The sequence below is a fragment of the Microbispora sp. GKU 823 genome, assembly GCF_002027145.1.
GTDB classification, from domain to species: Bacteria; Actinomycetota; Actinomycetes; order Streptosporangiales; family Streptosporangiaceae; genus Microbispora; species Microbispora siamensis.
The window spans coordinates 22,740-49,094 of the sequence record NZ_MWJN01000007.1; the positions used below are offsets into that span (position 1 = coordinate 22,740).

Annotated in this window: 26 protein-coding genes and 2 pseudogenes; 13 read left to right on the top strand and 15 right to left on the bottom strand. The window is 71.8% G+C overall.

What is annotated here, in order from left to right; genetic code table 11:
- The first annotated feature begins 86 nt into the window (after positions 1–86).
- From B1L11_RS05780 to B1L11_RS05795, 4 genes are all read left to right on the top strand, one after another.
- Complete coding sequence (locus B1L11_RS05780; RefSeq protein ID WP_179154992.1) at positions 87–1,328, top strand: SGNH/GDSL hydrolase family protein; 1,242 nt, start codon at positions 87–89, stop codon at positions 1,326–1,328.
- 35 nt (positions 1,329–1,363) lie between these two features.
- Positions 1,364–2,422: a serine/threonine-protein kinase gene (locus tag B1L11_RS05785; RefSeq protein ID WP_079313608.1), complete on the top strand. Its 1,059-nt coding sequence runs from the start codon at positions 1,364–1,366 to the stop codon at positions 2,420–2,422.
- A 244-nt stretch (positions 2,423–2,666) separates the two neighbouring features.
- Complete coding sequence (locus B1L11_RS05790) at positions 2,667–2,897, top strand: hypothetical protein (protein WP_079313524.1); 231 nt, start codon at positions 2,667–2,669, stop codon at positions 2,895–2,897.
- A gap of 120 nt (positions 2,898–3,017) precedes the next feature.
- The gene (locus B1L11_RS05795) at positions 3,018–3,590 is read left to right on the top strand and encodes a hemerythrin domain-containing protein (protein ID WP_079313525.1); all 573 of its coding nucleotides are present in this window, start codon (positions 3,018–3,020) and stop codon (positions 3,588–3,590) included.
- A gap of 176 nt (positions 3,591–3,766) precedes the next feature.
- Here B1L11_RS05795 and B1L11_RS46495 read toward each other — a convergent pair whose 3' ends face one another.
- From B1L11_RS46495 to B1L11_RS05810, 4 genes are all read right to left on the bottom strand, one after another.
- The gene (locus B1L11_RS46495) at positions 3,767–4,084 is read right to left on the bottom strand and encodes a serine hydrolase (protein WP_179154993.1); all 318 of its coding nucleotides are present in this window, start codon (positions 4,082–4,084) and stop codon (positions 3,767–3,769) included.
- Positions 4,077–6,803 carry a KGGVGR-motif variant AAA ATPase gene (locus B1L11_RS05800; protein ID WP_079313526.1) on the bottom strand — a complete coding sequence of 909 codons (2,727 nt, stop codon included), beginning with the start codon at positions 6,801–6,803 and terminating at the stop codon, positions 4,077–4,079. The genes B1L11_RS46495 and B1L11_RS05800 overlap by 8 nt, the downstream gene beginning before the upstream one ends.
- A gap of 4 nt (positions 6,804–6,807) precedes the next feature.
- Positions 6,808–7,209, bottom strand: coding sequence for a hypothetical protein (locus tag B1L11_RS05805; protein ID WP_079313527.1), 402 nt, complete (start codon positions 7,207–7,209; stop codon positions 6,808–6,810).
- A 136-nt stretch (positions 7,210–7,345) separates the two neighbouring features.
- Complete coding sequence (locus tag B1L11_RS05810) at positions 7,346–7,999, bottom strand: HAD family hydrolase (protein WP_079313528.1); 654 nt, start codon at positions 7,997–7,999, stop codon at positions 7,346–7,348.
- 139 nt (positions 8,000–8,138) lie between these two features.
- On the opposite strand from B1L11_RS05810, the pseudogene B1L11_RS49860 reads away from it, so the two are divergent.
- Both B1L11_RS49860 and B1L11_RS49865 read left to right on the top strand, forming a co-directional pair.
- Positions 8,139–8,819 (top strand): annotated as a pseudogene (locus tag B1L11_RS49860) (gamma-glutamyltransferase); the annotation flags it as partial.
- A gap of 170 nt (positions 8,820–8,989) precedes the next feature.
- The gene (locus B1L11_RS49865) at positions 8,990–9,592 is read left to right on the top strand and encodes a gamma-glutamyltransferase (RefSeq protein ID WP_256862278.1); all 603 of its coding nucleotides are present in this window, start codon (positions 8,990–8,992) and stop codon (positions 9,590–9,592) included.
- A 29-nt stretch (positions 9,593–9,621) separates the two neighbouring features.
- Here B1L11_RS49865 and hrpA read toward each other — a convergent pair whose 3' ends face one another.
- The 3 genes from hrpA to ppgK all read right to left on the bottom strand — a co-directional run bounded on the left by hrpA (position 9,622) and on the right by ppgK (position 15,064).
- Entirely contained in the window at positions 9,622–13,548 is a 3,927-nt protein-coding gene (gene hrpA / locus B1L11_RS05820; RefSeq protein ID WP_079313529.1) for an ATP-dependent RNA helicase HrpA, read from the bottom strand.
- Positions 13,549–13,620: 72 nt separating this feature from the next.
- Positions 13,621–14,094 (bottom strand): winged helix-turn-helix domain-containing protein, encoded by a 474-nt coding sequence (locus tag B1L11_RS53720; protein WP_079313530.1) that lies wholly within the window; start codon positions 14,092–14,094, stop codon positions 13,621–13,623.
- A gap of 232 nt (positions 14,095–14,326) precedes the next feature.
- Positions 14,327–15,064: a polyphosphate--glucose phosphotransferase gene (ppgK, locus tag B1L11_RS05830; RefSeq protein ID WP_079313531.1), complete on the bottom strand. Its 738-nt coding sequence runs from the start codon at positions 15,062–15,064 to the stop codon at positions 14,327–14,329.
- Positions 15,065–15,217: 153 nt separating this feature from the next.
- Here ppgK and B1L11_RS05835 point away from each other — a divergent pair, with 153 nt between their 5' ends.
- Positions 15,218–15,508: a hypothetical protein gene (locus tag B1L11_RS05835; protein ID WP_079313532.1), complete on the top strand. Its 291-nt coding sequence runs from the start codon at positions 15,218–15,220 to the stop codon at positions 15,506–15,508.
- A 90-nt stretch (positions 15,509–15,598) separates the two neighbouring features.
- Here B1L11_RS05835 and B1L11_RS05840 read toward each other — a convergent pair whose 3' ends face one another.
- Positions 15,599–16,525: an NmrA/HSCARG family protein gene (locus tag B1L11_RS05840; protein ID WP_079313533.1), complete on the bottom strand. Its 927-nt coding sequence runs from the start codon at positions 16,523–16,525 to the stop codon at positions 15,599–15,601.
- Positions 16,526–16,628: 103 nt separating this feature from the next.
- Here B1L11_RS05840 and B1L11_RS05845 point away from each other — a divergent pair, with 103 nt between their 5' ends.
- Both B1L11_RS05845 and B1L11_RS05850 read left to right on the top strand, forming a co-directional pair.
- Complete coding sequence (locus B1L11_RS05845; protein ID WP_079313534.1) at positions 16,629–17,198, top strand: TetR/AcrR family transcriptional regulator; 570 nt, start codon at positions 16,629–16,631, stop codon at positions 17,196–17,198.
- Positions 17,199–17,236: 38 nt separating this feature from the next.
- Positions 17,237–17,779, top strand: a complete 543-nt coding sequence (locus tag B1L11_RS05850) for a dephospho-CoA kinase (protein ID WP_079313535.1) — start codon at positions 17,237–17,239, stop codon at positions 17,777–17,779.
- A 39-nt stretch (positions 17,780–17,818) separates the two neighbouring features.
- Here B1L11_RS05850 and B1L11_RS05855 read toward each other — a convergent pair whose 3' ends face one another.
- Entirely contained in the window at positions 17,819–18,520 is a 702-nt protein-coding gene (locus tag B1L11_RS05855) for an HAD family phosphatase (RefSeq protein ID WP_079313536.1), read from the bottom strand.
- 66 nt (positions 18,521–18,586) lie between these two features.
- Here B1L11_RS05855 and B1L11_RS44865 point away from each other — a divergent pair, with 66 nt between their 5' ends.
- Positions 18,587–19,015: a hypothetical protein gene (locus B1L11_RS44865; protein ID WP_143736999.1), complete on the top strand. Its 429-nt coding sequence runs from the start codon at positions 18,587–18,589 to the stop codon at positions 19,013–19,015.
- A gap of 45 nt (positions 19,016–19,060) precedes the next feature.
- Here the strand turns inward: B1L11_RS44865 and B1L11_RS05865 are convergent, their stop codons facing one another.
- Both B1L11_RS05865 and B1L11_RS05870 read right to left on the bottom strand, forming a co-directional pair.
- Positions 19,061–19,459, bottom strand: coding sequence for a cupin domain-containing protein (locus tag B1L11_RS05865; protein ID WP_079313538.1), 399 nt, complete (start codon positions 19,457–19,459; stop codon positions 19,061–19,063).
- Positions 19,460–19,490: 31 nt separating this feature from the next.
- A complete protein-coding gene (locus B1L11_RS05870) occupies positions 19,491–20,015 on the bottom strand; it encodes a bifunctional 2-polyprenyl-6-hydroxyphenol methylase/3-demethylubiquinol 3-O-methyltransferase UbiG (protein WP_179154994.1) in 525 nt (174 codons plus the stop codon).
- 266 nt (positions 20,016–20,281) lie between these two features.
- Here B1L11_RS05870 and B1L11_RS05875 point away from each other — a divergent pair, with 266 nt between their 5' ends.
- Complete coding sequence (locus tag B1L11_RS05875; protein WP_079313540.1) at positions 20,282–20,719, top strand: Hsp20/alpha crystallin family protein; 438 nt, start codon at positions 20,282–20,284, stop codon at positions 20,717–20,719.
- A 104-nt stretch (positions 20,720–20,823) separates the two neighbouring features.
- Here B1L11_RS05875 and B1L11_RS05880 read toward each other — a convergent pair whose 3' ends face one another.
- Positions 20,824–21,684, bottom strand: coding sequence for a universal stress protein (locus tag B1L11_RS05880; RefSeq protein WP_079313541.1), 861 nt, complete (start codon positions 21,682–21,684; stop codon positions 20,824–20,826).
- Positions 21,685–21,847: 163 nt separating this feature from the next.
- On the opposite strand from B1L11_RS05880, the gene B1L11_RS05885 reads away from it, so the two are divergent.
- On the top strand, positions 21,848–22,117 hold the full coding sequence (locus B1L11_RS05885; protein WP_079313609.1) for a DUF1876 domain-containing protein: 270 nt from the start codon (positions 21,848–21,850) through the stop codon (positions 22,115–22,117).
- Between the two features lie 255 nt (positions 22,118–22,372).
- On the opposite strand, the pseudogene B1L11_RS54550 reads toward B1L11_RS05885, so the two are convergent.
- The 3 genes and pseudogenes from B1L11_RS54550 to B1L11_RS05900 all read right to left on the bottom strand — a co-directional run bounded on the left by B1L11_RS54550 (position 22,373) and on the right by B1L11_RS05900 (position 25,568).
- A pseudogene (locus B1L11_RS54550) lies at positions 22,373–24,387 on the bottom strand (S8 family serine peptidase).
- Positions 24,388–24,661: 274 nt separating this feature from the next.
- Positions 24,662–24,946 carry a hypothetical protein gene (locus B1L11_RS05895; protein WP_143737004.1) on the bottom strand — a complete coding sequence of 95 codons (285 nt, stop codon included), beginning with the start codon at positions 24,944–24,946 and terminating at the stop codon, positions 24,662–24,664.
- Positions 24,947–24,968: 22 nt separating this feature from the next.
- Positions 24,969–25,568, bottom strand: coding sequence for a hypothetical protein (locus tag B1L11_RS05900; RefSeq protein ID WP_079313543.1), 600 nt, complete (start codon positions 25,566–25,568; stop codon positions 24,969–24,971).
- Between the two features lie 184 nt (positions 25,569–25,752).
- On the opposite strand from B1L11_RS05900, the gene B1L11_RS05905 reads away from it, so the two are divergent.
- Positions 25,753–26,355, top strand: a complete 603-nt coding sequence (locus B1L11_RS05905; RefSeq protein ID WP_179154995.1) for a helix-turn-helix domain-containing protein — start codon at positions 25,753–25,755, stop codon at positions 26,353–26,355.

Consider the following 26,355-nt stretch of genomic DNA (forward strand, 5'->3'; position numbering starts at 1 on the left):
GCTTTTCGATCAACGGTCTCGGCGGATCGGAAGCGTCACCACCACGGACCCGCCCCAGGCAGCCACATCCCAATGGAGGACCCCGGATGGCACGGCCGGCTCACCGGTTGACCATTGCCGCTCTCGCCCTCGCCGTCAGCGGCGCGACCGCCGCGCTTCCCATGGCGCCGGTCCACGCGGAGTCCCTCACGGCCGCGCCGAGACCCGAAGGCGACTCGCCCGTACGGCGCCCCCTGGTCGGCGCGTGGACCACCTCGACCGACCGGATCACGGCGGCCCTCGGCGGGCAGACCGTCCGGATGGTCGTGCGCGCCAGCGTCGGCGGCGCCGGCGCGCGCCTGCGCCTGTCCAACGTCTTCGGGGAGGCGCCGGTGACGTTCGAGAACGTCCACGTGGGCGTCCAGGCGTACGGCGCCGAGATCCTCGCCGGCACCAACCGGCCGGTGACCTTCCGCAAGCGCGCCACGGTGCGGGTGCCGCCGGGCCAGGCCGTCTGGAGCGACCCGATCCCGGGCCGGATCGCCGGCGGCTCCGCCCTGGTCGTCAGCCTCCACCTGCCCGGCACGGTCATGGGGGTGACCGGGCACGAACGCGCCTACAGCACCACCTACCTGTCGGACCCCGGGGACCACGCGGCGGAGGAGAGCGGCGAGGGCTTCACCTACACCAGCACGCAGTGGTACTTCCTCGACCGGATCGCGGTCGAGGCGGGCGCGGCCACGACGGGCTCGGTGGTCGCGTTCGGCGACTCGATCACCGACGGCGCGGGCCAGGCCGTCGACGCCAACCGCCGCTGGACCGACTACCTGCGGCAGCGGCTGGCCCACCAGTCGTCGTCGCGGCGGATGGGAGTGCTCAACGCCGGCATCGCCGGGAACCGGCTGCTGCACTCCAACGTCGGCCCGAGCGGTCTCAGCCGGTTCTACCGCGACGCGCTGTCCCAGCCGGGGGTGCGCACGGTGGTGGTCTACGAGGGGATCAACGACATCGCCCGGGGCGACTACACCTCGATCAAGCCGCTCGCCTACGGATACAAGCGGCTGATCCGCGAGGCGCACGCCCGCAAGGTCAAGGTGCTGGGCGCCACGCTCACCCCCTTCTACGGCTGGAGCACCTGGACTCCGGAGCGCGAGGAGATCAGGCAGCGGCTGAACACCTGGATCCGCACGAGCGGGGTGTTCGACGGCGTCCTCGACTTCGACCGGGCCGTACGCGACCCGCAGTTCCCCGAGCAACTGGCCGTCTCGTACGACTCGGGTGATCACCTGCACCTGAGCGACGCGGGGCGGCGCGCGCTCGCCGACGCGGTGAACCCGCGCCTGCTCTGATCCCGGACCTGCCGCGGGATCGCTACGGTGTGACCATGCTCGGCCCCCTTGGTCCAGACGACCCGCGTACGCTCGGCGGGTTCCGCATCAGCGGACGGCTCGGCGAGGGCGGCCAAGGCGTCGTCTACCTGGGTCATGCGCCCGACGGCGCACCGGTCGCGGTGAAGGTGCTCAAGACCGGGCTCGACCCCGCCGTCCGGGCACGGCTGGCGCGGGAACTCGACGTCCTGCGCGGCGTCGCCCCCTTCTGCACGGCCAGGGTGATCACGGCCGTGGTGGACGGGCGCGAGCCGTACGTCGTGAGCGAGTTCGTCGACGGCCCCTCGCTCCAGCAGCGGGTGAGCGCGTCGGGGCCGCTGCGCGGAGGCGAGCTGGAACGGCTGGCGGTGGGGACGGCGACCGCGCTGGCGGCGATCCACGGCGCGGGCATCGTGCACCGCGACTTCAAGCCGGGCAACGTGCTGCTGGGTCCGGACGGTCCCCGCGTGGTCGACTTCGGCATCGCCCGCCAGGGCGAGAGCGAGACGATGACCGCGGGCCCGGTGGGCACCCCGGCCTACCTGGCGCCCGAGCAGATCGCGGGACATCCGGCCACCCCCGCCTCCGACGTCTTCGCGTGGGGAGCGACGATCGTCTTCGCCGCCACCGGCAGGGCGGCGTTCGGTGCCAGCAACGTCGCCGCCGTGCTGCACCGGATCATGACGACCTTCCCCGACCTGACGCCGGTGCCCCCGCCTCTGCGGGCGCTGGTCGAGCGCTGCCTCGCCAAGGACCCCGCCGCCCGGCCCGCCGCTCGCGACCTGCTGCTCGAACTGGTCGGCACCGCGCCCGGCCCGGCGCCCACGGCTGCGGCGGTGAACGTCCCCCCTGCCGCGCCGGCGCAGCCGTACGCGTCGCCGCCGGGGCCGACGGCCAGGTCGGTGCGTTCGACGGACCCGGTGCGCTTGGGGGGAAGGGTGCGGTTGCCGGGTTCGCTGGGGCGACCACGGTTCCCGGAGGCGTCCGGGGCGGATCGCGCACCCGGGTCCTGGCCGGAGCCGGGGCGGCCGTGGCGGCCCTCGGGATCACCGCGGCGCTGCTGGTCCCGCGCCTGACCGCGGTGTCCGCCGGCCCGTCACCCACACCCCTGGCGAGCGCTCCCGCCCGGAGCACGTACGCGCCGGAGCCGACGCCGGCCGGCACCGGAACCACGGACCCCGCGTCCGGCGACACGGGCGCGACGACCCCGGCGACCGCCTCCGCACCGGCGGGCATACCGCAGGCGTCGCCGGCAAGTGGCGGGGTCACATCGCGGACACCGCCGGCCTGCTCACGAGCGAGTACGACATCGAGATCGAGTTGAAGCGCGGCGAACCGTCCGGCAGGTGGAAGGAGCCGGCCAACTCGTGCGACGGCACGCTGCGGCTGACCGCGGCGTCCGGCTCCGCGCTCACGTTCCGGCTGGAGGACGTGCCGCAGTGCGTCCCGGGCGACGTCGTGCTCACCCGCAAGGGCGACGCTCTCTCCTACCGCCACACCGACGACCTCGGTCTGTTCGCCTACGAGGGCACCCTCACCAGGGACTCCTGATCTCCGGGTTCCGAGCTCCAGTCCCCGTCGTGAGAAAGCCGGGAGCTCCCACCCCTCGGGACCGGTGTGAGCGCGGTGGCGCCGGGTAGTGCGAGCGCGTCCACGCACAGGAGGAAACCCATGGCAACCGACGTCATCGGCCTGATCAAGGAAGATCACCGCGACGTGGAGTCGCTGTTCGAGCGGCTCCAGAAGATGCCGGAGAACCGCCCGGCCCTGCTCGCGGAGCTGGCGGCGAAGTTCATCGCCCACAGCGAGGGCGAGGAGGACGAGGTCTACCCCGTGCTCGCCAAGCGGCAGCCCGAGGAGAAGGAGGAGGTCCACCACGGCGCGGAGGAGCACCACGAGGCCGAGGAGATGATCTCCCGGCTCCTGGAGACCGCCCCGGAGAGCCCCGAGTTCGACACGCTGCTGCAAGAGCTGATCGACGCGGTGACGCACCACGTCGAGGAGGAGGAGAACGACATCCTCCCGGTCCTGGAGAAGGCCATTCCCTTCGAGGAGCGGGTGCAGCTCGGCAAGGCCTTCAGCAAGCGGAAGGCCGAGGTGCTGGCAGCTCCGATCAAGCCGCGCTCCCGGACCAAGGACGAGCTGTTGCACCAGGCCAGGGAACTGGGCGTCGAGGGCGCGTCGGGAATGAGCAAGGACGAGCTCGTCGCCGCCGTCAGGCGGAAGAAGCAGGAACAGGGCTGAGCGCCCCACGTCGCGGCGCTGTCCGTCCCCCGGCGGACCCGTCACAGGCACGCCTACAGCGCCGCGACCATGGGCTTCCACCTGGGATCGGGGCCGGTCGGGCTGACGACGAGGCGGCTCGGGGTGTAGGCGAGGGCGACGCCCGCGTCGGCGCCGGCGAAGGCGAGCGCCCCGCCCTAGCCGCTGTACCCGAAGGCCCGCGGGTTCGGCGCGAAAGGCCGGATCTCGCAGGGCAGCATGTAGCCGAGCGCGAACCTGGTCCGCGCCAGCAGGACCTCGTCGTGCCCCTCGCTCCGGGGCGCGACGGCCCGGTCGAGCACGTCCGGCCGGAGGATCTCGCACGACACCAGCCGGCCGTACAGCGTGGCGAGAGCCCTCGCGGTGGCGTGCCCGTTGGACGCGGGGATCTGGGCTGCGCGAACTCCTCGCCCGCCGGCTGCGGCCGTATTGAACAACTTCGGTCCCGGACGACCGGCGAGGGCCGCTTCAGTCAAGATTATTGCGCTGCCTGACGAGATTGGCGATGGCCAAGATCTTCGGACGGCCGGCGGCTTTGAACGACAGACCGTGACGGAAGATTTCGGGGATCCAGTACTGGTCTTCTTCGCGGAAAACAACTCCGTTGGCAGCAAGGAGATCGAGATCCTCGGCCGAGAGACCCACGATTTCGGGACTGAAAGGAATCTTCTTTTTCTCCGCACCCAGACCGTCCAGCCGGTTGAGGAGTTCTCCGACCTGCGGACTCTCCGCTCCGATCGCCGCGATCTTCTCCCGGCTGCATCTGACCAGCGCGTTTCTCATGGCGGATGGCGTCAGCAGCCGATCTGACCAGCGACTGTCATCCTTGGAGATATCCGCGGACTCCGCGATGAAAATGACGATGTCGCGCGCCTGAATCTGCCCGTTAAAATCGGAGAGGGCGGCAAGAAACCAGCCGTCCGACCTCGCCTCCCGAGAGCGAGGCGATCCCATTTTCTCCCCCCAGACAGGCATGAGCCGCCTGCTCAGATCCTTGTCCGTCGCCTTGGCCACCTCCTCGGATGACAGACGAGGGAGGCTTCCGGAGCGCTGGGCGATCCATAGGGCGAGTCGCAGCGCCTCCGCGGGGTTCCATTTGAGCTCGTACTCGCTGTATCGGGCAAGGAATTGGTTGTAGTTCTGCCGGACCGCCGCCTGGACGAGATCCCGGCGCACAAAGATGACCAGGCCGAGTGGACGGCCCCTCAAGCTGCGCAGCCAGTCGAGACAGTCGACCATGAGAACCCGAAGCGCCTGCCGCTGCGACTCATTACGAGCGAAATCTTGCAGCAGGTCCTCGAGCCCGTCGATGAGGAAGATCCGCGAGTCGGCATGGGCGAAGTCGGCCAGTTTCCGCTCGACATCGGTCGGCTCGGCATCGATGCCGACGGCTCGAGCCATGCAGGTGAGCCAGACTCGCCGCCATTCTGCGTCGGAAAGCTGCGAACGCAGCGCCCCATCGATGAGATCGCGCAGTTCCAGTTGACTCGCCGGCTCCGCCGCCCGGGAAACGCAGGCGTCGCGCTGGATCGCGCTGATCCGCTGATAAGTGTCGTCCTTCAGGTTCTTGGATATGAAGACCGGAGCCAACAGGGCCTGTAGTGCGACGCCCGGGACGCCGACGTCGGCTGCGTAATCACGCCAGGTCCGCCGGAAGCACATCTGGATTTGGGTGAACGTCTTGCCGGATCCTTTGGCACCCGCCACCACGCAGAGGGGAGGCTCGGTCCGGTGCGAGGTCAGCAGGTTCCGGAGTGACTCCGTCGGCAGGAACGCCGTATCGTCAGCGGTTTCGGCATACGCGAGCCGGCGGGCGAAGTCTCCGAGCCGCCCCCGGAGCGCGGCCAGATGCTCATCCGGACCGAAAGGCGACACAGGCGGACCCGCCTGCGGCGTGAATGCCGGCTCTTCCACTCGGCTCAGTTCATCCGCCAGCGGAGCCAACATATGGGTGAGTCGCTGACGACGCACCAGATCGACCACGGCCTCCCATGACGAGGGAAGCGCCAGGAGACGATCCTGAAACACGCTGAGTATCGGTTCCAGCGTGACATCTCCGTCGACTACCCGATCCTCGCCCTCCTGGCTGCCCGGCTCGAGCGTCTTGGAAATCACGTCACGCAGCATCGCCGCGGCTTGCACAGCGAGTTCGCCGTGACCCTGCGGATGGAACTGGGTGATGACAGCGGCACTCGCCGGGTCATCGGGGCGTGAGGGCGCCCTCCTGCCGAGTTCCTGGATAGTGCGGACAGTACCGATCAGTGCTTGGTCGCTGACTGTGGTGACGAAAATTCTCTGTACACGGGGGTCCAGGAGCACCGGGGCCGACAGCTCACTGCCGCCGGCTCGCAGGTCGATCAGAACGGCCCGCGCGTCGAGCTGATGGGCCAGTTGGCCCAGGGACTCTGTCAGGTAGTAGATCGACCGTTCGGGAGTCAGCAAGTCGGTGGGCTGGATGCGCGGTGGGGCGATGTCCTGCAGCGAACGTCTGGTCGGCATGACGATCACGTTGTCGATCGTCTGGTTCGGTAGGTAAGCGGACCCGAGCGTCACCGCGTCGTCGGGCCGCCCGTCCTCCGACGAATGCAGTAGCGACAGGAAGTCTTCGTAAGCGAAGTCCACCCGTCGGCCATGGGCTGCGAACATCCAGGTGATCCCGGGCGCTTCCAGATCGGCGTCGACCAGAAGCACCCGCTCGCCCCGCTGGGCAATGGCCTCGGCAAGGGCGACTCCGTGCAGCGTACGCCCCACTCCGCCCTTGAATGAGTGCAGAGCGGCGATCCGCACGTTGCCCGGGAAAGGACCGCCGGGTGGAGGCAGCGGTTGGCCGAGGGAACGGACGATACGACGCTCCCGCCAACGCGGCTCTCGTCTTGGCAGGTCGGGCTCCCGGTGCCGGACCGTGATCGGGAGCAGCCTGTTGGACAACCGCCCGGGGACATCGTCGAGCCGGAGTGCGGCGATCTCCTCATCGCGCACCAGCGAGCCCACGCCGAACTTCTCGCCCAGCCAGGACAGCGCGTCCTCACGCGACGCCCTCGGGTCGACAGTCAGCTCAACCCCGTCCCAGAACGCATCGCACTCGTGAAGCCATTCGGGCCACTCGTTGCGAACAGCGAGGTTGGCCAGGTGCGCATCAACGTCAACCCAGGTGTAGAGGCGATCAGGGACCGATATCTCGTCCGGCACGATCATGTCCTCAATTCTTGCCGACACCAGTCCAGCAACTCACGCAGCACGGCAAGGGCCTCTTTCTGGTGGTCCTTCCGCAGAGCGTGGCCATATCGCCACGCCTGGTGCAGATCACCGAAGGCCACGTGACCATGTGCGTCTGACTCGCACAGGGCTGCATCCGCTTGCAAAGAGAAGGAGAAAGTCTCAGTTCCTTGGCCAGGCGGTGCAGATCGTGGTTCCTGAGGTGCTCGGGAAGCTGCGCGGTGGACCGCAAGCCGAGGCGGTCCAGGATCGCCGCTTTCATGCCGCACTCTGCGCCGTAGAAGCTGAGCAAAGCCGCAGGCGGGCCGTCGGGCATCGACTGCGCGGCGTCCCTCTGGGCAGCGAAGCTCACGCGCAACTGGTTCCTGCCGACATCTACGGGCACGGCCGTGATCGTAGTACTACAGCAAGTAGCAGGTAGATCTTTCGGCCGTATCGGTGACGGCCATCTTCGATCTCCCGGGACGGCCTCGGCCGGATGACCTCGCGGCTCCAGCCGTCCCTGAGACGGTGCCCCGGAGTCAGCCGAGTGTGGGGACCAGGCGGACGAGGTCGGCGAGGCCGTCGGCGACGAGGTCGGCGCGGGCGGCGTCCGGGCGCTCGGAGTGCAGGTAGCCCCAGGGCCCCCGGCGGAGCAGGGCCGTCCGCATCCCGGCGCGCGCGGCGGGCAGGACGTCGTTGTCGAGCCGGTCGCCGACGTACAGGATCTGCCCGGGCTCATGGCCGCAGACGGCCGCGACCTTGGCGAAGAAGGCGGGGTCGGGCTTCTCCACCCCCCATCCGGCCGAGGTGTGGACGCCGTCCACCGGCAGGTCCATCGCGACCAGCGCGTCGTACGCCTGGGGTGGCTGGTTGCCCGCGACGACCAGGTCGTAGCCGGCCTCCCGCAGGGCCGCGAGGCCGGGCCGCACGTCCGGGTAGAGGTCGTCGGCGTCGAAGTTCTCGCGCAGCCCGTCCGGGTCCTCGCGCCGCCACGCCTCCATCTCGGCGTCGAGGTCGATGCCCGGCCTGAGCAGCTCGAACGCCTCCCGGTGGCTCCGGTCGAGGGCGGCCATGCCGCCGAGCACGCCCATGAAGGTCAGGCGCGGCACGCCCAGCCGGTCGGCCCATCGGGACCAGATCCGGGTCTCGTCGATGAGCGTCTCCCCCACGTCGAACACGAGCGCCCGGACCATGACCGCCTCTCCTTTTCGTCCTGTTACGGCAGCCACTCTATGGTGTGCCGTAACATCGCCGAACGTGAGCGAGACTCGGTATGCCCTGAACGGCATGGTATGCACCGTCGATCATCTGGCCTCCGCGGCGGGCGTCGCCATGCTCGACAGAGGCGGCAACGCGGTGGACGCGGCCATCGCCGCCAACGCCGTGCTGGCGGTCACCGCCCCGCACATGTGCGGTCTCGGCGGCGACCTGTTCGCCCTCGTCCACGACGGAACCGTGAACGCGCTCAACGCCTCGGGGCGGGCCGGCTCGGGCGCCGATCCCGGTCGGCTGCGGGCGGAGGGCCTCGGCCGGATGCCCCATCTGTACGACATCCGCTCGGTCCCGGTGCCCGGCTGCGCCGACGGGTGGCTGGCGCTGCACGAGCGGTACGCCCGCCTGCCGCTCGCCGACCTGCTGGCCCCCGCGATCCGGCTCGCGGCCGAGGGCTTCCCCGCCTCGCCGCTGCTCGCCCCGGGCGGGGAGTTCATCGGCTCGCTGCCCGGAGCGGGGGACTTCGCGGCGGCCCGCCGCGCCGGGGACGTGATCCGCAGGCCCGGCGTCGCCCGGGCACTCACCGCGCTCGGCGAGGGCGGCCGGGCGGCGTTCTACCAGGGCGAGTTCGGCAAGGGGCTGCTGGAACTCGGCGGCGGCGAGTACATCGAGGAGGACCTGGCCCGGCCGAACGCCGACTGGGTGGAGCCGCTGAGCGTCGAGGTGTTCGGGCACCGGATCTGGACCGTTCCGCCGAACTCCCAGGGCTACCTGCTCCTGCTGGCCCTGGAGATCCTCGCCGAGCTCGGCCCGCCCGCCGACCCGGCCGACCCGCGCTGGGCCCACCTGCTGGTCGAGTCGCGAGGGCGGCCGGGCACGACCGGCTCGACGTCCTCCACGAGGCCGCCGTCGCGCCGCTCGGGACGGCCGCCGCCCGCCGCGCGCTGGTCGACCCCGAGCGGCGCTCCTCCCTGCCCGACGCCCCCGCCGGGCCGGGCGACACCACGTACCTGTGCGTGGTCGACGGGGACGGCATGGGCGTCTCGCTCATCCAGTCGAACGCGTCGGGCTTCGGCAGCCTGCTCTTCGAGCCCAGCACCGGGATCAACCTGCACAACCGCGGCATCGGCTTCTCGCTCACGCCCGGCCACCCCGCGGAGTACGGCCCGGGCCGCCGCCCGCCCCACACGCTGTGCCCGGCGCTGGTCACCCGGCCGGACGGGACGCTGCGCACGGTCCTCGGCACGATGGGCGGCGACGCGCAGCCGCAGATCCTGCTGCAGCTGGTCACCCGCCTGCTCGCGCACGGCCAGACGCCCGGCGAGGCGATCGGCGCCCCGCGCTGGGCGCTCGGCAGCGGCACCGGCTTCGACACCTGGCGGTCCGCCCCCGTGGTCGAGGTCGAGGAGGGCGCGCCGTGGGCGGACGGCCTGCGCGAGCGCGGGCACGCCGTCGAGACGGTGGAGTGGGGCTCCAACTTCGGGCACGCCCACCTGATCGACCTGCTCCCGTCGGGCGTGCTCGCCGGGGCGGCCGACCCCCGCGCGCTGATCGGCGCCGCGCTCGGCCGCTGAGCTGTGTCCGGAAAACCCTGCCGCCGGGGTCACCCGGCCCGGGCGGCGGACTCGACCTGCTCCATGGCCTTGCGGATGCGCTTCTCGGAGACCGGGGTGGGAGTGCCGAGCTGCTGGGCGAAGAAGCTCACCCGGAGCTCCTCGATCATCCACCGGATGTCCCGTACGGCCTTGGCGTCCCGCTCGGCGGGCTTCAGCCGGTCGAGCAGGTCGCGGTACTCGTCCTCGACGTCGTGCACGCGGTGCATCCACTCGCGGTCGCGGCGGGGGTCGTCCGGGAGCTTGTCGAGCCTGCGCTCGACCGCCCGCAGGTAGCGGTGCACGTCCGGCAGCCGGTCGTAGCCCGTCTCGGTGACGAACCCGTCGTGCACCAGCCCGTCGAGCTGGTCGGCGATGTCGGCCCTGAGATCGGCCACGCCGCCGCCCAGCGCGCCGAGCCGGTTCTGCGCCGCGTGCCAGGCCGCCAGGACGCGCTCCACCCGGGAGACGACCTCCTCGGTCGTCTCGAACAACGAGGCGCGCACGTGGTCGCGCAGCCGCTCGAACCCTGCCTCGTCCCAGACGGGCCCGCCCGCCTCCGCCATCAGCTTGTCGGCGGCGCACGCCGTGCAGTCGTCGAACAGGGCGGCGGCCCCGCCGTGCGGGCTGCGGCTGAGGGCGAGCTTCTGCGCGGTGGTCAGGGTCCGCAGGATGGCCTTGGCCGGGTTGACCACGTTGAGCAGCAGCAGCCTCCTGGTGCCCGCCCACATGGCCCGGTCGCGCTCGCGCTCGGTCTCGAACATCCGGACCGCGACGCTCGTGCCCTCGTCCACCAGGGCCGGGTAGGCCCGCAGCCTGCCCTGCTCGAACACCTGCGGCAGGGTGCCGATCGTCCAGCCGTGCAGGCCGTCGCGTTCGAGGTCGTCGGCGGCCTTCGACAGCGTGGCGCGCAGCTTGGGTGCGAGCCGCCGCTTGAGCGCCTCCAGGTCCTTGTCCTCGTCCACCGTGCGCTTGCGGTCGTCGATCACCCGGTAGGTGATCCGCAGGTGGGCGGGGAGCTGGTCGAGGGCCCACGCGTCGCGCGGCACCTCCACCCCGGTCAGCGCCCGCAGCTCGCGCTCCAGCGCTTGCAGGAGCGGCTCGCCGCCGGGCCGTACGCGTTCCAGCACGGCCTTGGCGTAGTTGGGGGCGGGCACGAAGTTGCGGCGCAGGTTCTTCGGCAGCGACCGGATGAGCGCGGTGACGAGGTCCTCGCGCAGGCCGGGGATCTGCCAGTCGAAGCCGGTCGGGTCGACCTGGTTGAGCACGGCGAGCGGGATGTGGACGGTCACGCCGTCCGCCTCGCCCGTCTCCACCGCGCCGGGCTCGAAGCGGTAGGTCAGCCGCATCCGCTGGCCGTTCTGCCGCCAGGCGTCGGGGTAGTCCCTGGCGCTGACCCCGGCGCTGTCGTTGACCAGCATCTCCGGCGAGAACGTCAGCAGGTCGGGCGTCTCCCGCGACGCCTTCTTCCACCAGCTGTCGAAGTGCCTGCCCGAGACCACGTCGGCCGGGATCCGCTGGTCGTAGAAGTCGAACAGCGTCTCGTCGTCCACGAGGATGTCGCGGCGGCGGGCCTTCTCCTCCAGCCGCTCGACCTCCTCGAGCAGCTTGCGGTTCTCGTGGAAGAACTTGTGGTGGGTGCGCCAGTCGCCGTCGACCAGCGCGTGCCGGATGAACAGCTCCCGGCTCAGCTCGGGGTCGATGCGGCCGTAGTTGACCTTCCGCTCGGTCACGATCGGCACGCCGTACAGCGTGACCTTCTCCAGCGCGACGACGGCGGCCTGGTCCTTCTCCCAGTGCGGCTCGCTGTAGGTGCGCTTGACCAGGTGCTGCGCGAGGGGCTCGATCCAGCCGGGCTCGATCTTGGCGTTGACCCGGGCCCACAGCCGTGAGGTCTCCACCAGCTCGGCCGACATCACCCACTGCGGCTGCGCCTTGGCGAGGGCCGAGCCGGGGAAGATCGCGAAGCGGGCGTTGCGGGCGCCGATGTACTCCGTGATCGGCCTGCGGCCGTCCTGCCTGCGCTTCTCGACGACGTCCTTGACGCCGATGTGCGACAGCAGGCCGGCCAGCAGCGACTGGTGGATGCGCTGGGGATCGGCGGGCACGCTGTTGGGCACGATGCCCAGGGTCTTGGCCACCTGGCGGAGCTGGCTGTCGATGTCCTGCCACTCGCGCACGCGCAGATAGTTGAGGTATTCGGCCTTGCACAGCCGCCGGAACGCGCTCGACGACAGCTCCTTCTGCCTGTCGCGGAGGTGGTTCCAGAGGTTGAGGTAGGTCAGGAAGTCCGATTCCTTGTCGGCGAATCGGCGGTGCTTCTCGTCGGCCGCCTGCTGCTTGTCAGCCGGCCGCTCGCGCGGGTCCTGGATGGACAGCGCGGCCGCGATGATCATGACTTCGCGGGCGCAGCCGTTCTTGTCGGCTTCCAGCACCATCCGGGCGAGGCGGGGGTCGACCGGGAGCTGGGCCAGCTTGCGCCCGAGCGGCGTGAGCTGCGTGCCCTTCCCGGCCTCCCGGCCCGCGTCCTTGTCCGCGAGGGCGCCGAGCTCCAGCAGCAGGTTGACGCCGTCCCTGACCTGACGGCTGTCCGGGGGCTCCACGAACGGGAACGCCGCGACGTCGCCCAGGCCCAGCGACGTCATCTGCAGGATGACGCTCGCCAGGTTCGTACGGAGGATCTCGGGGTCGGTGAACTCCGGCCGGGAGAGGAAGTCCTCCTCGGAGTAGAGCCGGATGCACACGCCGTCCGACGTACGGCCGCAGCGGCCCTTGCGCTGGTTGGCCGACGCCTGGGAGACCGGCTCGATCGGCAGCCGCTGGACCTTCAGGCGGTGGCTGTAGCGGGAGATCCGGGCCGTGCCCGGATCGACCACGTACTTGATGCCGGGAACGGTCAGCGAGGTCTCGGCGACGTTGGTGGCGAGCACGATGCGCCGGCCCCTGTGGGGCTGGAAGACCCGGTGCTGTTCGGCGGCCGACAGCCGCGCGTACAGCGGGAGGACCTCCTCGGGACGGCCCTTGAGCGCGTCGGCGGTGTCGCGGATCTCCCGCTCGCCGCTGAGGAAGACCAGGATGTCGCCCGGCCCCTCGGCGCACAGCTCGTCCACGGCGTCGACGATGGCCTGGGTCTGGTCGTCGTCCTCGTCGACCGGGCGGTAGCGCACCTCCACCGGATAGGTGCGTCCGGACACCTCGATCACGGGCGCCGGCTCGCCACCCGGCCGGGCGAAGTGCCGGGCGAACCGCTCGGGGTCGATGGTCGCGGAGGTGATGACCACCTTGAGGTCGGGCCGTTTGGGGAGGAGCTGCTTGAGATAGCCCAGGATGAAGTCGATGTTGAGGCTGCGCTCGTGCGCCTCGTCGATGATCAGCGTGTCGTACTGCAGCAGGAGCGGGTCGGTCTGCATCTCGGCGAGCAGGATGCCGTCGGTCATCAGCTTGACCAGCGTCCCGTCGCTGGAGTGGTCGGTGAAGCGGACCTTGTAGCCGACCGCCTCCCCCAGCTCGATCGACAGTTCCTCGGCGATGCGCTCGGCGACCGTGCGGGCGGCGATGCGGCGCGGCTGGGTGTGGCCGATGAGGCCGTGGACCCCCCGGCCGAGCTCCAGGCAGATCTTGGGGATCTGGGTGGTCTTCCCCGAGCCGGTCTCGCCGGCCACGATGACGACCTGGTGGTCCCTGATGGCCTCGAGCAGGTCGTCCTTGTGCCGGCTGACCGGCAGCTCGGGAGGGTAACTGAGAGCGGGAACGGCCGCGCGGCGCGCGGCCACGCGGCGTTCCGCGGCCTCCACGTCCCCCGCGATCTCCTGGACGACGGACTGGCGGGCGGCGCGGTCGCGGACCCGGCGCATGCCGTCGAGACGGCGGCGCAGCCTGCGCTGATCGCGCAGCATCAGGTCGGGGAGGCGGGCCTGGAGATCGGCGAGCGTGTTCATTCCATGCTCAAGGATAGGCAACGCCCCCCGCCGATCTGCCAGCCGTTTTTCCGGCGGCCCCGTCAGGGCGTGTCAGCGGCGGCGCGGCGGCTGGTACTTGTACCCCACGTTGCGGACGGTCACGATGCGGCCGGCGTGCCGGCCCAGCTTGCGGCGCAGCCTGAGAACGTGCACGTCGACCGTACGGCCGCCCTCGTCGTCGTACCGGTCCCAGACGGCGGCCATGAGCTGGCGGCGGTTGTAGACCCGGCCGGGGGCCGAGCTGAGGTAGTCGAGCAGCTCGAACTCCCGGAAGGTCAGCTCGATCTCCTCGCCGCCGGCCCGGGCCACCCGCGCGGCCCGGTCCAGGACCAGTTCCTCCTCCTCGCCGGGGGCGTCCCGGCGCGGCGGGGCCGCGGGCGCACGCTCCCGCAGGACCGGCGGCTCCGGCGCGTCCGCCGCGGTCCCGGCGGGCACCAGGTAGCCCACGATCATCAGCACGGCGCCGGTCTCCGGCACCGGGAGCACCCCGAGCACGGACCCCTGCCCGAGGTCGGGGGGGCTCATGGCCCTGCTCGCGCCTGCGCTCCACAAAGTCGATCACGTTCTGGTGGGACATGCCCCTCTCCTTGCCTCGTGGCGTACCGGACGGTTGTGACCGCGGTCGTCAACAGGCGGCGGCGCAGACGCGCAGCAGGTCGATGTGCCGGCGCTGGGTCAACCTCCCCGAGGAACTCATGGGATCATCATGACAGCGATATTACCCGCTGTCCAGGTAGGAATAAGGGAGATCTATCGCTCAGGGGATGCGCGCGGCCCCCGCGGCCGCCATCGCCGCGCCGATGATCCCGGCCTCGTTCCGCAGCACGGCGGGCACCACCGGGGTGTCCCCGAGGTCGACGTACGGCAGGAACCTGTCCGCCTTCTTGCTCACGCCCCCGCCGACGACGATCAGGGTGGGCGACAGCAGGTCGCGCATGTGCCCGAGGTACTCCTCCACGCGCCGGGCCCACTTGTCCCAGCTCAGGTCCTCCTCCTCGCGCACCCGGTCGGACGCGCGGTGCTCGGCCTCCTTGCCGCGGATCTCGATGTGGCCGAACTCGGTGTTGGGCACGAGCGCGCCGTCTACGAAGAGCGCGCTGCCGATGCCGGTGCCGAAGGTCAGCATGAGCACGACCCCGTGCCGGTCCCGGCCCGCGCCGAAGGTCATCTCGGCGACGCCGGCCGCGTCCGCGTCGTTGAGCACGACCGCCTGCTCGCCGAACAGGTCGGCGCCCTTCACTCCGATCCACGACTTGTCCACGTTGGCCGCCGTCCTGACGACCCCGTCGAGGACCACTCCGGGGAAGGTGACGCCCATCGGGCCGGTCCAGGAGAAGTGCTCCGCGATCTCGCGTACGGCCTGGGCGACGGCCCCCGGCGCGGCGGGCCGCGGCGTCGGGATGCGCAGGCGCTCGCGGGTGAGCACGCCGGCGGCCGTGTCCACCGTGGCGCCCTTGATCCCGGAACCGCCGATGTCGATGCCCAGAACTTCCATGACTTCCCTCCTGGTCCGGCTGGACGGCTACCCAGCCGCCCCCGCCTCATGCGCGGTCGCGAGTATCGCACGACGTCGTGGGACCGGCCGGGTTACAGGAGGACAGGCCGGGTACGCCCCGAATCGGGGCAAATCACCGCAAGGGGGACACGCATGATCAGCACACTCCACAAAATGGGACTGCGCTCCAACGTGATGTACGGCGCCGCTTTGGGGTCGATCGGAATGTCGATCGCCTCGTGGGTCATCTCGAACAAGTACGAGGCGGCCGGCATCGAACGCGCCGACCGCTGGGCGTTGTTCGTCGGCGAGTGGGCGCCGACCTTCTTCGCGATAGGGATCGCCCTGCGCATGGAGGAGATGGCCGAGGAGAAGGGGCGGGAGACCCCCGAGTGGCAGGAGCAGAGCAGCGACATCCGCCGCCCCACCCGCGCCGGCGTGTAGCGGACGGGCAAGGGCTTCCACGAGCGGCCCGGGGGATCCGCCGGTCCCCCGGGCCGCTCCGTGCACGCCCCCGGCCGTTCCCGGGAAGTGTCAGGCCGCGGCCCGCATGTGTCCGAGCGCCCATTCCTCGAAGGTCGTGAGCGGGATGCCGAGGGCCCGCGCGTACTCGGGGCGGGCGGGCTGACCGATCGTGTCGATGAACTCGTGTGAAGTGATGCCGGCTCCCGGCATTCCCGCGGCGACCGCCTCCTCCATGGTCATGTCGGGCGCGGTCAGCTCGGTGCCCAGCGCCCGGGAGAGGACCCCGGCGATCTCCCTCATCGTCAGGTGGTCACTGGCCAGTTCCAGCTCGACCCCGTGGAACCGCTCCGGCGCGGCGATGGCCGCGGCGGCCGCCGCGCCGATGTCGTCGACCGCGACGAGGGAGAGCCGGGTGCCGGGCTTCAGCACGGTCACGATGCCCCCCTCGACACCACGGGGCAACAGGTACGCCAGGGACGGAAGGAAATTGTCCATGAAGAAGCCCGGCTTGATGATCGTCCAGTGCGTGAAGCCCGCCTCACGCACCCGGTCCTGGATGCCGGCCTTGGCGGCGTAGTAGGGCTCGAGCGACGCCCAGCGGCCTTCGGCCCAGCCGGGGGCCTCGGTGTGCTGACCCGCGCCGGAGACGGACGTGTGCACGAACTGCGGCACGCCCGCGGCCAGGGCGCCTTCGATCAGGTTGACGGCCTGGGTCAGCTCGCCTTCGAAGTCGAGGGTGTCTCCCTTCGGCTGGGGCATCTGCACCGAGAAGACGGCCCGGGCCCCTCGCGCGGCCCTGATCAGCGAGTCGCGGTCGTCGAGGTCGCCGACGACCAGTTCGGCGCCGAGCGCTTCGACCACCCTCGCTCGCTCGGTCGCGGGGTCACGGACGAGCGCCCGTACGGGAACGCCGTTCGCGAGCAGGGCGCGGGCGGTGGCGCCGCCCTGCCGTCCGGTGGCGCCGGAGACCAGGACGGGTGCGGAATCGGTGGGCATGAGGCCCCTCCTGTGGTGTGCGTCGACAAAACGGCGGGCCCCGCCGTTTATGCTTCGGTAAGATACGGCGGACCCCGCCACTTAGCAACCATGAGGTGACGCCATGCCCCTCCAGCGCGCGGACGCCCGGCGCAACTACGCGCGCCTGCTCGCCGTGGCCAAGGAGGCGATCGCCGTGGACGGCCCCGACGCGTCCATGGAGCAGATCGCCCGCACCGCGGGAGTCGGATCCGCCACCCTGCGCCGGCACTTTCCCAGCCGCCACGCGCTGCTTGAGGCGGTCTTCCGTGAACGGGTCGAGACCCTGTGCGCCCACGCCCGGGACCTGACCGGCAGGGCCGACACCCGGGCCGCGCTGCTGGAATGGCTGAGCGCCGTCCTCGCGGACGCCGCGACCATCCGGGGGCTGGCCACCGCGCTGACCCGGGACCGGGCGGACGACCCCGACGTGGCGCACGAGCACTGCTGCTCGGCGCAGCTCACCGAGGCGGGCGGCCCGCTGGTGCGCCGCGCCGCGGACGACGGCGCGCTGGCGCCGGGCGTGACCATCGGCGACCTGCTCGCCCTGATCACCGGCATCGCCCTGGCCACGGAACACCACCCGGACCCCGCCGCCGACGCACAGCGGCTGCTCGGCCTGTCCATAGCGGGAGTCAGCCCCCACCAGGGGTGACGGGACCGGCGCGCCGTGCTCCGTTAGGCTCGGCCCGCGTGACCCCCGATGCCGCCGCCGTCGCACGCTGGCTGCGTACGCGGCCCGCCCGCGCGGCCGGCACCCGCGTGCTGGCCGTCGAGGGACGCTCGGGCGCGGGAAAGTCGACACTGGCCGCCGCCGTGGCCGCGGCGCTCACCGCGCCGGTCGTCCGCATGGACGACCTGTACGACGGCTGGGACGGCCTGCAGGCAGGGGTGGACGCCCTGCTGGAATGGGTGCTGCGTCCCCTGGGCCGCGGGGGCCGGGCACGCTGGCGGCGCTACGACTGGACGCGGGGCCGGTACGCCGAATGGCACGAGGTGCCCGAGACGGACGCCGTCGTGATCGAGGGCGTGGGCTGCGGCGCCCGCGAGGCGGGGCCGTACCTCAGCGGGCTGGTGTGGCTGGAGGCCGGCGAGGAGGTCCGCAGGGCGCGGGCACTCGCCCGCGACGGCGAGCTGTACGCGCCCCACTGGCGGCGCTGGGCCGAGCAGGAGCAGCGCTACTACGCCCGCCACGACGTGCGCTCCCGGGCCGACCTCGTCATCGTCACCGGCTGAGCCGCGTCATGCCGCCCAGACCTTGTCCCGGCTGAGCCGTCAGGAGCGGATCCGCACGCCGACCTCGTCGAGCCGCGTCAGCAGGTCGGCGGGGTCGGCGTACACGCGGAAGGCGCCGGTGCGCTCCAGCTCGTCCCTGCCGTAACCGCCGGACAGCAGCCCGACGCCCAGGGCGCCCGCGCGCCGCGCGGCCAGCAGGTCCCAGACGCTGTCGCCGACGACCATGGTGAACCTCGGCTCGACGTCCAGCAGCGCCGCGCCCGCGAGGAACAGGTCCGGGTCGGGTTTGGCCCGGCGCACCTGGTCGCGGTGGACGAGCGGCACGCCGGGCGGCAGTCCGAGCATGTCCAGCGCGTGCCGGGCGGTGTCGGCCCGGCTGCTGGTCGCGATCGCCCAGCGGATGTCGTTGTCGGACAGCCGCTTCAGCAGCTCGGTCGCGCCCGGCAGCGGGCGCACCGAGTCGATCTGCTCCAGATACGCCTCGGCGTGCGCCTGCTGCAGGTCCTCGATCTGCTCGTCGCTCAGGGAGACGCCGGTCTCCCGCAGCAGCGCGTTGACGAGCAGGCCGCCGCTCATGCCGATCCTGCGGTGGATGCGCCACACCGACAGGTCGATGCCGACCCCGCGGAGGGCGGCGCGCCAGGCGATGACGTGCTGGTAGACGCTGTCGATCAAAGTGCCGTCGAGATCGAAGAGGAAGGCCGGGTCGGGCGGCTCCGGATAGTCGAATCGCGCGTTCATCTTGGCCGTTCTCACCGGCCGGCGCCCGCCGAAACACGTCCGGCCGCCTTCACACGTCCTCGGCCGGTGATCCAATATCCATCAGATGCGTTACAGGACTGCTTTACACCTCTTGGCGCTGCTGATGGTGTCGGCCTGTGGAGGAGCGCAGGACGCCGCGCTACCGAGCTCCGGGCAGCCTCCCGCATCCCCGCCGACGCCGCGGCGGAGACCGCCGCCTCAGCCGCTCCCGGCGCGGCCGCCACGAATGTCACGCTGACCGACGTCAAGGCCGGGCGCCGATACCTGCCCGGCCGCCTCCAGGTGCCGGCCGACGGCGGCGGCATCGACTCCTACTGCGCTTGCAGCGGCTTGTCCGGAGTGCGCTCGAGCACGGAGAAGTTCAGGCCGGGCCAGGTGAGGGAGTTCTGGGGCCTGTTCGCGCTTCCCGAGGATTCCGCCACGCTGAACGTCGGGATCGCCGGCTTCCGGGAACTGCGGGTGCCCGTCCGATAGCGCCGGCCGCCGGTGAACGACGGGCACCGGGCGTCCGGGCGCCGCTCAGCCCAGTCCCGCGCGGTACTCCTCGTCGGTCACCGGCCCGTGCCAGTGCGTCCTGCCGCTCGCCGTTACGGCGATGTGCACCAGCGTGTCGTCGTCGACGGCGCCGTGCCAGTGCTTCTCGCCCGGCTGCACGTGGACCCAGTCGCCCGGCCCGATGAGCGTGCCCCTGGTCTCGCCCCAGCGCGTCACCACCCCGCGCCCCGACAGCACGTACAGCGCCTGCTCCCCGTCGTGGGTGTGCCAGCCGGAGCGGGCCCGCGGGTCGTAGGAGAAGCGCTGGGCGCGCAGGCCGTCCGGCTCCACCGCCTTCAGCGCCTCCGCCTCCCACACGCCGTCGGTGAACCTGTCCGGTCCCGGCCGGGTGGCCTTGATCTCGCCTTCGCGTACGAACCTCATCGTCCACTCCCTTCGCCATGGGCCGGCCACGTCAGGCCGGCGCCGCTCGCACCCATCCCCGGTCGCCGCCGAGAAAGCCCTCCATCGTGAGCCCGGCCTCGCGCAGCAGTGCCTCGAACCGGTCGTCCGTGCGGCGCCTGCTGACGAACGTGTGGGTCCATCGCCGGTCCCCCAGGACGTACTCCATCGTCGCGGCGAGCAGATCCGGCTCCGGCCTGCTCACGTCCGTCATCCGGATCACCCGTCCGTCGCGGCGCGTCTCCGACGGCCCCACCGTGTCGTACCACTCGGGCGGCTGACGCTGCAGGATCACGCGCCCGCCCGGGGCGACGTGGCGGCGGCAGGTCCGCAGGAACGCGCGGCACAGGTCGTCGTCGGCGGTGTCGATCACGTACGACATCAGCAGGACCACGTCGAACACCCTCGGCAGGGACAGGTCCTGGATGCGGGACAGAACCGTCTCCGCTCCGTGGATGTGGGCGAGCATCTCGGGCGACTCGTCCACCGCGACCACCTCGTGGCCGAGCGCGAGGAGGGCGTGGGTGATCCGGCCCACCCCGGCGCGAGCTCGAGGATCGCCGCGCCCTCCGGTATCGCGGCGTGGACGATCTCGGGTTCGCCGTTGGGCGTGAGCGTCGCGTAGTAGTCGACCGCGCACCCGTCCGGAGTGATCGGGCCGGGGCCGGTGGCGTGATAGATCCGTTCTGGCGGCATGATCACATTCTGCGTCACGGGCCCGGCAGTGGCCGAGCGATGGCGATTTGTCCGATTTCTGCCGGGTATTTCTTCCATGATGAGTTCTGCCGGACGGAGGTGACAGGCATGGGCGTTCCGATGCGACGGGAGTCCAGGGGTCTCGTTCCCGACCTGTTCGACCTGCTGGAGGCGCCGATGGCCGCGCTCCGGCCGATGGCCGGGCAGCAGATGCGGCTTGAGGACTACGTGAAGGACGACCGGTACGTGCTGCGCGCCGAACTGCCCGGAATCGACCCGGACAAGGACGTGGAGATCAGCGTGTCGAACGGCGTGCTGACCATCCACGCGGAGCGGCGCCACGAGGAGCGGCAGGCGCACCGCACCGAGTTCCGGTACGGAGCCTTCACCCGGTCGGTCGTGCTGCCGCCGAACGTGGACGAGAACGACGTGAAGGCCACCTACGACAAGGGAATCCTCGAGGTGAGCGTGCGGCTCGCCGAGGAGCGGGAGGAGCGCAGGCGAATCCCGATCGAGAAGCCGGGAGCCGGGCAGCAGCAGAGCTGAAGCGGCCCACGCCGGCCGTCCGCACCGCGCGGACGGGCCCGAGCCGCGTCGGCGGCCCGCTCGACGTCCTCCCTCGTCCGGCGACTGTCGCTCGGCCGACTCAGTCAGGGCGCCGACGGGGACCGTACGACGGCGACCGGGCACTCGGCGTGGTGCAGCACTCCCCGGCTGACCGAGCCGAGCATCGCCGAGCCCACCACGCCTCTGCCGTGGGAGCCGACCACGAGCAGGCCGGCCCCGCGTGACGCCTGGACGAGCGCGTCGACCGGGTGTCCGTAGGCGATCTCCTCGCGCACCGGCACCTCGGGATACCGCCTCCGCGGGTCCGCCAGCTTCTCCCGCGTGACGCGCTGCCGGGCCTCGCGCACCTCCTCCACGTCGTAGGTGATCTCGGGCGCGAGCGGATGGGCGGGCAGGTGCCAGGCGTGCACGGCCCGCAGCGCGTCGCCGTGCGCCCTGGCCTGCTCGAAGGCGTACTCCAGGGCGGGCTCGCATTCGGGCGAGTCGTCCACGCCCACCGCGATCTCCCCCCTCTCGCCGCTCCAGCCGGGCCGTACGACGACGACCGGGCAGGGGGCGTGACCGGCGACGTGGATGCTGACCGACCCGATGACGATGCCGGCGAAGCCGCCGAGTCCCCTGCTGCCGAGCACGATCTCGACGGCCTCCTTGGCCTTGTCCCGCAGCACGCGGGAGGGGATGCCCTCGATGATCTCCGTACTGATCCTCACGTCCGGCTGCCGCTCGCGCGCCACGGCCTCCGCGGCGGACAGCGCCCGCTCTGCGTGCGCGGTGAGCGGGTCGCCGCCCGCGACGGGGAACTTCGGGATGCCGTACGCCCAGTGGTCGACGACGGAGACGAAGCGCAACGGGCAGCCGCGGCGGGCCGCGTCGTCCGCGGCCCACCGCACGGCGGCCGTCGCGGCGGGCGAACCGTCGGTGCCGACGATGATCGGGCCGGACATGGACGCTCCTTCCTGATCTGCGTCTTGCTCACCGGGCCTTCCCGAACCTCCTCCATGTGACCACCGGAGGCCGCGGCCCTCCAGGGTCGTAGGTCCTCGGCCCGGGGCCGGTGCCGGGGCCGCGCGGCCGAGAGGGATGCTGGAGTCCTGGAGGTGGTCCGACATGGAATCGAAGCGCTGGACCGTCGAGATCTTCGTGAACGAGGACGACAACGACGACGTCACCACCGCGACCGCCGTGCTCTACACGCCCACGGGACGACGCCACGAGAGCGTCGGCCGAGCCCGCCGCAACCCGGCCGACCGGCCCGTGCCCGACATCGGCGACGAACTGGCGGCCGGAAGAGCCCTCGCCGACCTGGGGGCGAAGCTCATCGGGGACGGCGCGGAGGACGTGGCCCAGCTCGCCGGCCCCGCCTACGAGTCGTACTGAGACCGTGACCCGCGCTCCGGCGATGCCGGCGGCGGCCTGTGCGTGCCGGAGGCCGGAGCGCCGGGGACGGGCCCGGTAGCGGAGCCGGCGCCCGGGGGCTCCGCCCGAGCCCCCGGGAGTCCGCGCTCCCAGCCTCATTCCACCGGGCCTCATTCCAACGGGTCCTCATTCGACCGGGCCTCATTCGACCGGGTCCTCATTCCACCGGGTCGGCCGGGCCCTCGCCGAGGAGCCCCGCGGCTCGCATCTCCTCCGTCAGCCAGGCCATGGCCGCCTGCTCGCCTCCGGCCGGGCCGGTCCCGCCCGCCGGTGTGCCGTTCGCCGTACGGGACCTGACGGGACGTCACCGGCCGGGCCTCCGGGTGCGGCCCGCGCCGGGCCGGTGCCGGTGCCGTACGGCCGGGCGGCCGGCCGTTCCCCGCGCTTGCCCCGTCGTCCCCGCGCCGCCGGGCGCCCTGCCCTGGTCGGCCGCCGGGACACCGCCGCTCCCGGTGGCGCGCCCGCGCCGCCGCCGGTGACGAGACCGCCGGGCACCGGCCCGTTGGCCGTCGTGCTCGCACCGTACGCCGCCTGCGGCGGCATTCCGGACTGTGCCCCGGGGCCCGTCTGTCCGCCCTGGCCCGCATGTCCGCAGTCGCCGCCCGGCCCCCAGGCCGCCGACACGAGCAGTCCCGCGCCGGTCATCTCGGCGGTGAGCTCCCCGAGCAGTGTGTCCGCCTCGACCGGCTCCGGCGTGATCTGCGCGAGTGCCGGTGCGAGAGCGCGCAGCGCGTTCGGCATCCCCGCGCCGGTGCGGTGGAGGTCGCCGAGGTTCAGCGGGACGCAACTCGACCTGATGATGTGGAAGAGGTGATCGACCCGCCGCGCGTCCCGCCCGCTGTAGGGGCCCCGGAAGTCGCCGTGGTGGGCGAGCACCAGGGCCGCGAGGCCGGCGACGTGCGGCGCGGCCATGGAGGTGCCGTCCAGTGCGGCGTACCCGTCCGGGGGCACGGCCGACAGCACGGCCACGCCCGGCGCGCACACGTCGATCTCCGGACCGTGACAGGTGAAGCGCGGCGAGAAGTAGCCGTCGCCCGTCATCGGCCCGCGGATCTCGGCCTCGTGGGCGGTGCCGGGCGGGAACGCGTCGGCCTTGCCGACGGCCGCGACGGTCAGCACGCCGGGCAGGATGCCGGGGAAGCCCACCGGTCCCCCGTCGTTGCCTGCGGCCACCACGCACGCCACCCCCGCCTCGCGCGCCTGCTCGATCTTCGCGGCCACGAGCGGGGAGTGGTGCCTGCTCGCCAGGCTCAGGTTGACCACGTCGATCCGCTGCTCGATGCAGTAGTCCAGCGCCTCGATGAGGTCGCTGAACCGCCCGCCCGGGAAGATCTTGCAGGCGTGCACCTCGGCCTCGACCGCGAAGCCGACGACGCCGCCGCCGTCGTCGCGCCCGAGACGACCGCCGCGCAGTGCGAGCCGTGGTAGGCGGCGTCGACGGACCAGCCGTCCGGCTCGCCGCCGACGAGGTCGACGCCGGCGCGGACGCGGTCACGCAGGTCGGGGTGCCGTACGTCGGCCCCGGAGTCGATGATGGCGATCCTGACGCCCGCGCCGCGCAGCGTGGGCGGCAGGCGGTCGAGGTTCATCGCCTGCTGGCCCCAGCCGAAGACCTGCTTGCCGGGGAAACCGCTGAAGGTCTCCGACAGGCGCATCGGCTCGATCAGATTGTCGCGGGTCGTGGACAGGGCGGGGCGGTCGATGTGGACGCTCCAGTAGCCGGAGCGCGGCCGGACCGTCACCCCGGTGATCGACTCGGGCGTCTCCCCCACCATCGTGACCACCGCGCGGCCGTCGGCCCCGGTGGACGTCTGGGCGGGCCAGCCGTGTCCGGTCACCAGGACGCTCGCGCCGGGCAGCGGCGTGCCGTCCGCGTCCCTGACCAGGAAGGCGAACGTGCTCTCCACGCCCGGCGGGACCACCGCCGGGGCGGGCCGCCGCCTGCGCGGCGGCTGGGGCACGTCGCTGTAGGTGAGCAGCCGGTCGCGCTCGAAGTAGAGCTGCGGATACTGCCGTCGCAGCGCCTCGACGTGCTCGGCGGTCATCTCCGCCACGACCACAGCGGGGAACCCGGGTGCCTGAGCCCCCGGGTTCCCCGCCGTCCCCCGCAGGCGGCGCAGCACGCGCACCTCGGGGTCGTCCTCCAGCAGCCTGCGCACCGTGTCGCCGTCGAGAGCCGGCACGGCTGCTCCCGGCGCCGCCGGATGCGGCTGGGGCAGCGCGGCCACCATGTAGCGCCGCGGCCGGGGCTCCACCGGCTGCGGCGCCTGGCGGGACGCCTGCCGCCCCCGCGGGGACGCCGGGCGCGGCTCCTCGCTTCCGTCCTTGGGCTTGTCGTTACTGGTCACAAACGTCTCCGACTCTCCCCAGCTCAGGCTGGCGTGGCCGGCCGCGCCTCGTACGGCGCGGCCGGCAGTTCAGGCTCTGTCATCACATTTCGCCGGTCTCGGGACGGCGGGGGCCCGGACCGGCCGCCGGCCGGTCCGGGCCACCGAGGTGATCACGTCACAGCAGTGGAACCGTGGGCCGTCCGGGGGTGACGGCGCCGAGCGCGAACTGGATCTGCGCCAGGCACGCGTCGTACCGCCCGGCCCGGTACAGCTGTACCGCCTGCACCAGCAGCGGGATGATCCCCGCGACCTGGGGCGCCTGCGGGAGTGACGCCTGCAGCCAGCCGTACAGCCGCTGGAGCGTCATGGCGCAGTGCGCCTGCAGCGGCGCGACCGGCGCCGGATGCCCCGTCGCGGCTCCCACGGCCGGGGGCGTCACCGGACCCATCCCGGGACCCATCGACTCCACGGTGTTCCTCCGATCAGAGTGCGGCACCGGCCGGCACCGGGACCTGCTGAGCGGCCTGCTGGTGCAGCTGGCCGTACGGCTGGCCGTAGGCCTGGCCGTAGACCTGCGACAGCGGCTGCATGGTCAGCGGGACCTGCTGCCCGTACGCCCCGTGGATCGAGGGGACGCCGAACTGGAGGGCCTGCTGGCCGGGGTGCTGCGCGTACGCCTGGGTGGCGTACGGCTGGCCGTAAATCTGCGGGATCTGCTGGGCCTGGGCCTGGATGGCCTGCAGGGCCTGCAGAACCTGCGGCGGAAGCACCTGCTGCTGAACCTGCTGCTGGATCTGCTCGCGGACCTGGTGCTGGTAGAGCACGCCCTCCAGCATCTGGCGGGCCGCGGGAGCGCCGTAACGCACGCTGTACCGCGCGACCTTGGTCCAGAAGGTCACCGGGCTCACCAGGTGCTCCTGCGGGAGGATGTGCTCCTCCTGCTGGATCATCGCCAGCGGCGACAGCTGCTGCTGCAGCCCCGGGATCTGCTGACCGAGCTGCTGCAGGGGCGAGATCTGGTGCTGAGCGCCGTACCCCAGCGTGGTCGCCATGGTCGCGGGATTCATAGCTGTGAACGTCATATTCACTCCTTCGGAGCCAGTAGGTCCGGCCCATCGCCGATGTGATTACATCGCGTGACAGATCAGTCGCACAACGTTATAGGAGTAATGAGTGGATAAGGCCGACTTGGCACTTGGCCGTCGACCCCAACCGACATCTCTCGTTGCCTTGACAATTTTGTTTGTCGGAGGCCATAGTTGAGGCATGGAAGACGTGGCGGTGATCGAGGATCCGGCGGCCGCGGAGGCCTCCCTGGATCCGATGCGGGCGCGGTTGCTCGCCGAGCTGACGGAGCCCAACTCGGCGACCATGCTGGCGGCCAAGGTTGGGCTGCCGAGGCAGAAGGTGAACTACCACCTCAAGACCCTGGAGCGGCACGGCCTCGTGGAGCTGGTCGAGGAACGCCGCAAGGGTAACGTCAACGAGCGGGTCATGCGGGCGACGGCGGCGGCGTTCGTGATCTCTCCCGCCGCGCTGGCGTCGGTCGCGCCCGATCCCTCACGCGCACCCGACCGGCTGTCGGCGCGGTGGCTGCTCGCGCTCGCCGCCCAGCTCGTACGCGACGTGGGCGCGCTGATCGTCGGAGCGTCGCAGGCACGCAAGAAGCTCGCGACGTTCGCCATCGACGGCCGGGTGCGCTTCGCCTCGGCCGCCGACCGAGCCGCGTTCGCCGAGGAGTTGTCGGCCGCCGTGGCCGCGCTCGTGAGCAAATACCACGACGATTCAGCCGAAGGCGGGCGCGAGCACCGCCTGGTCGTCGCCGTCCATCCCGCCGTCCCCCGGACGGCCGACCCAGAGGAGCGCTGA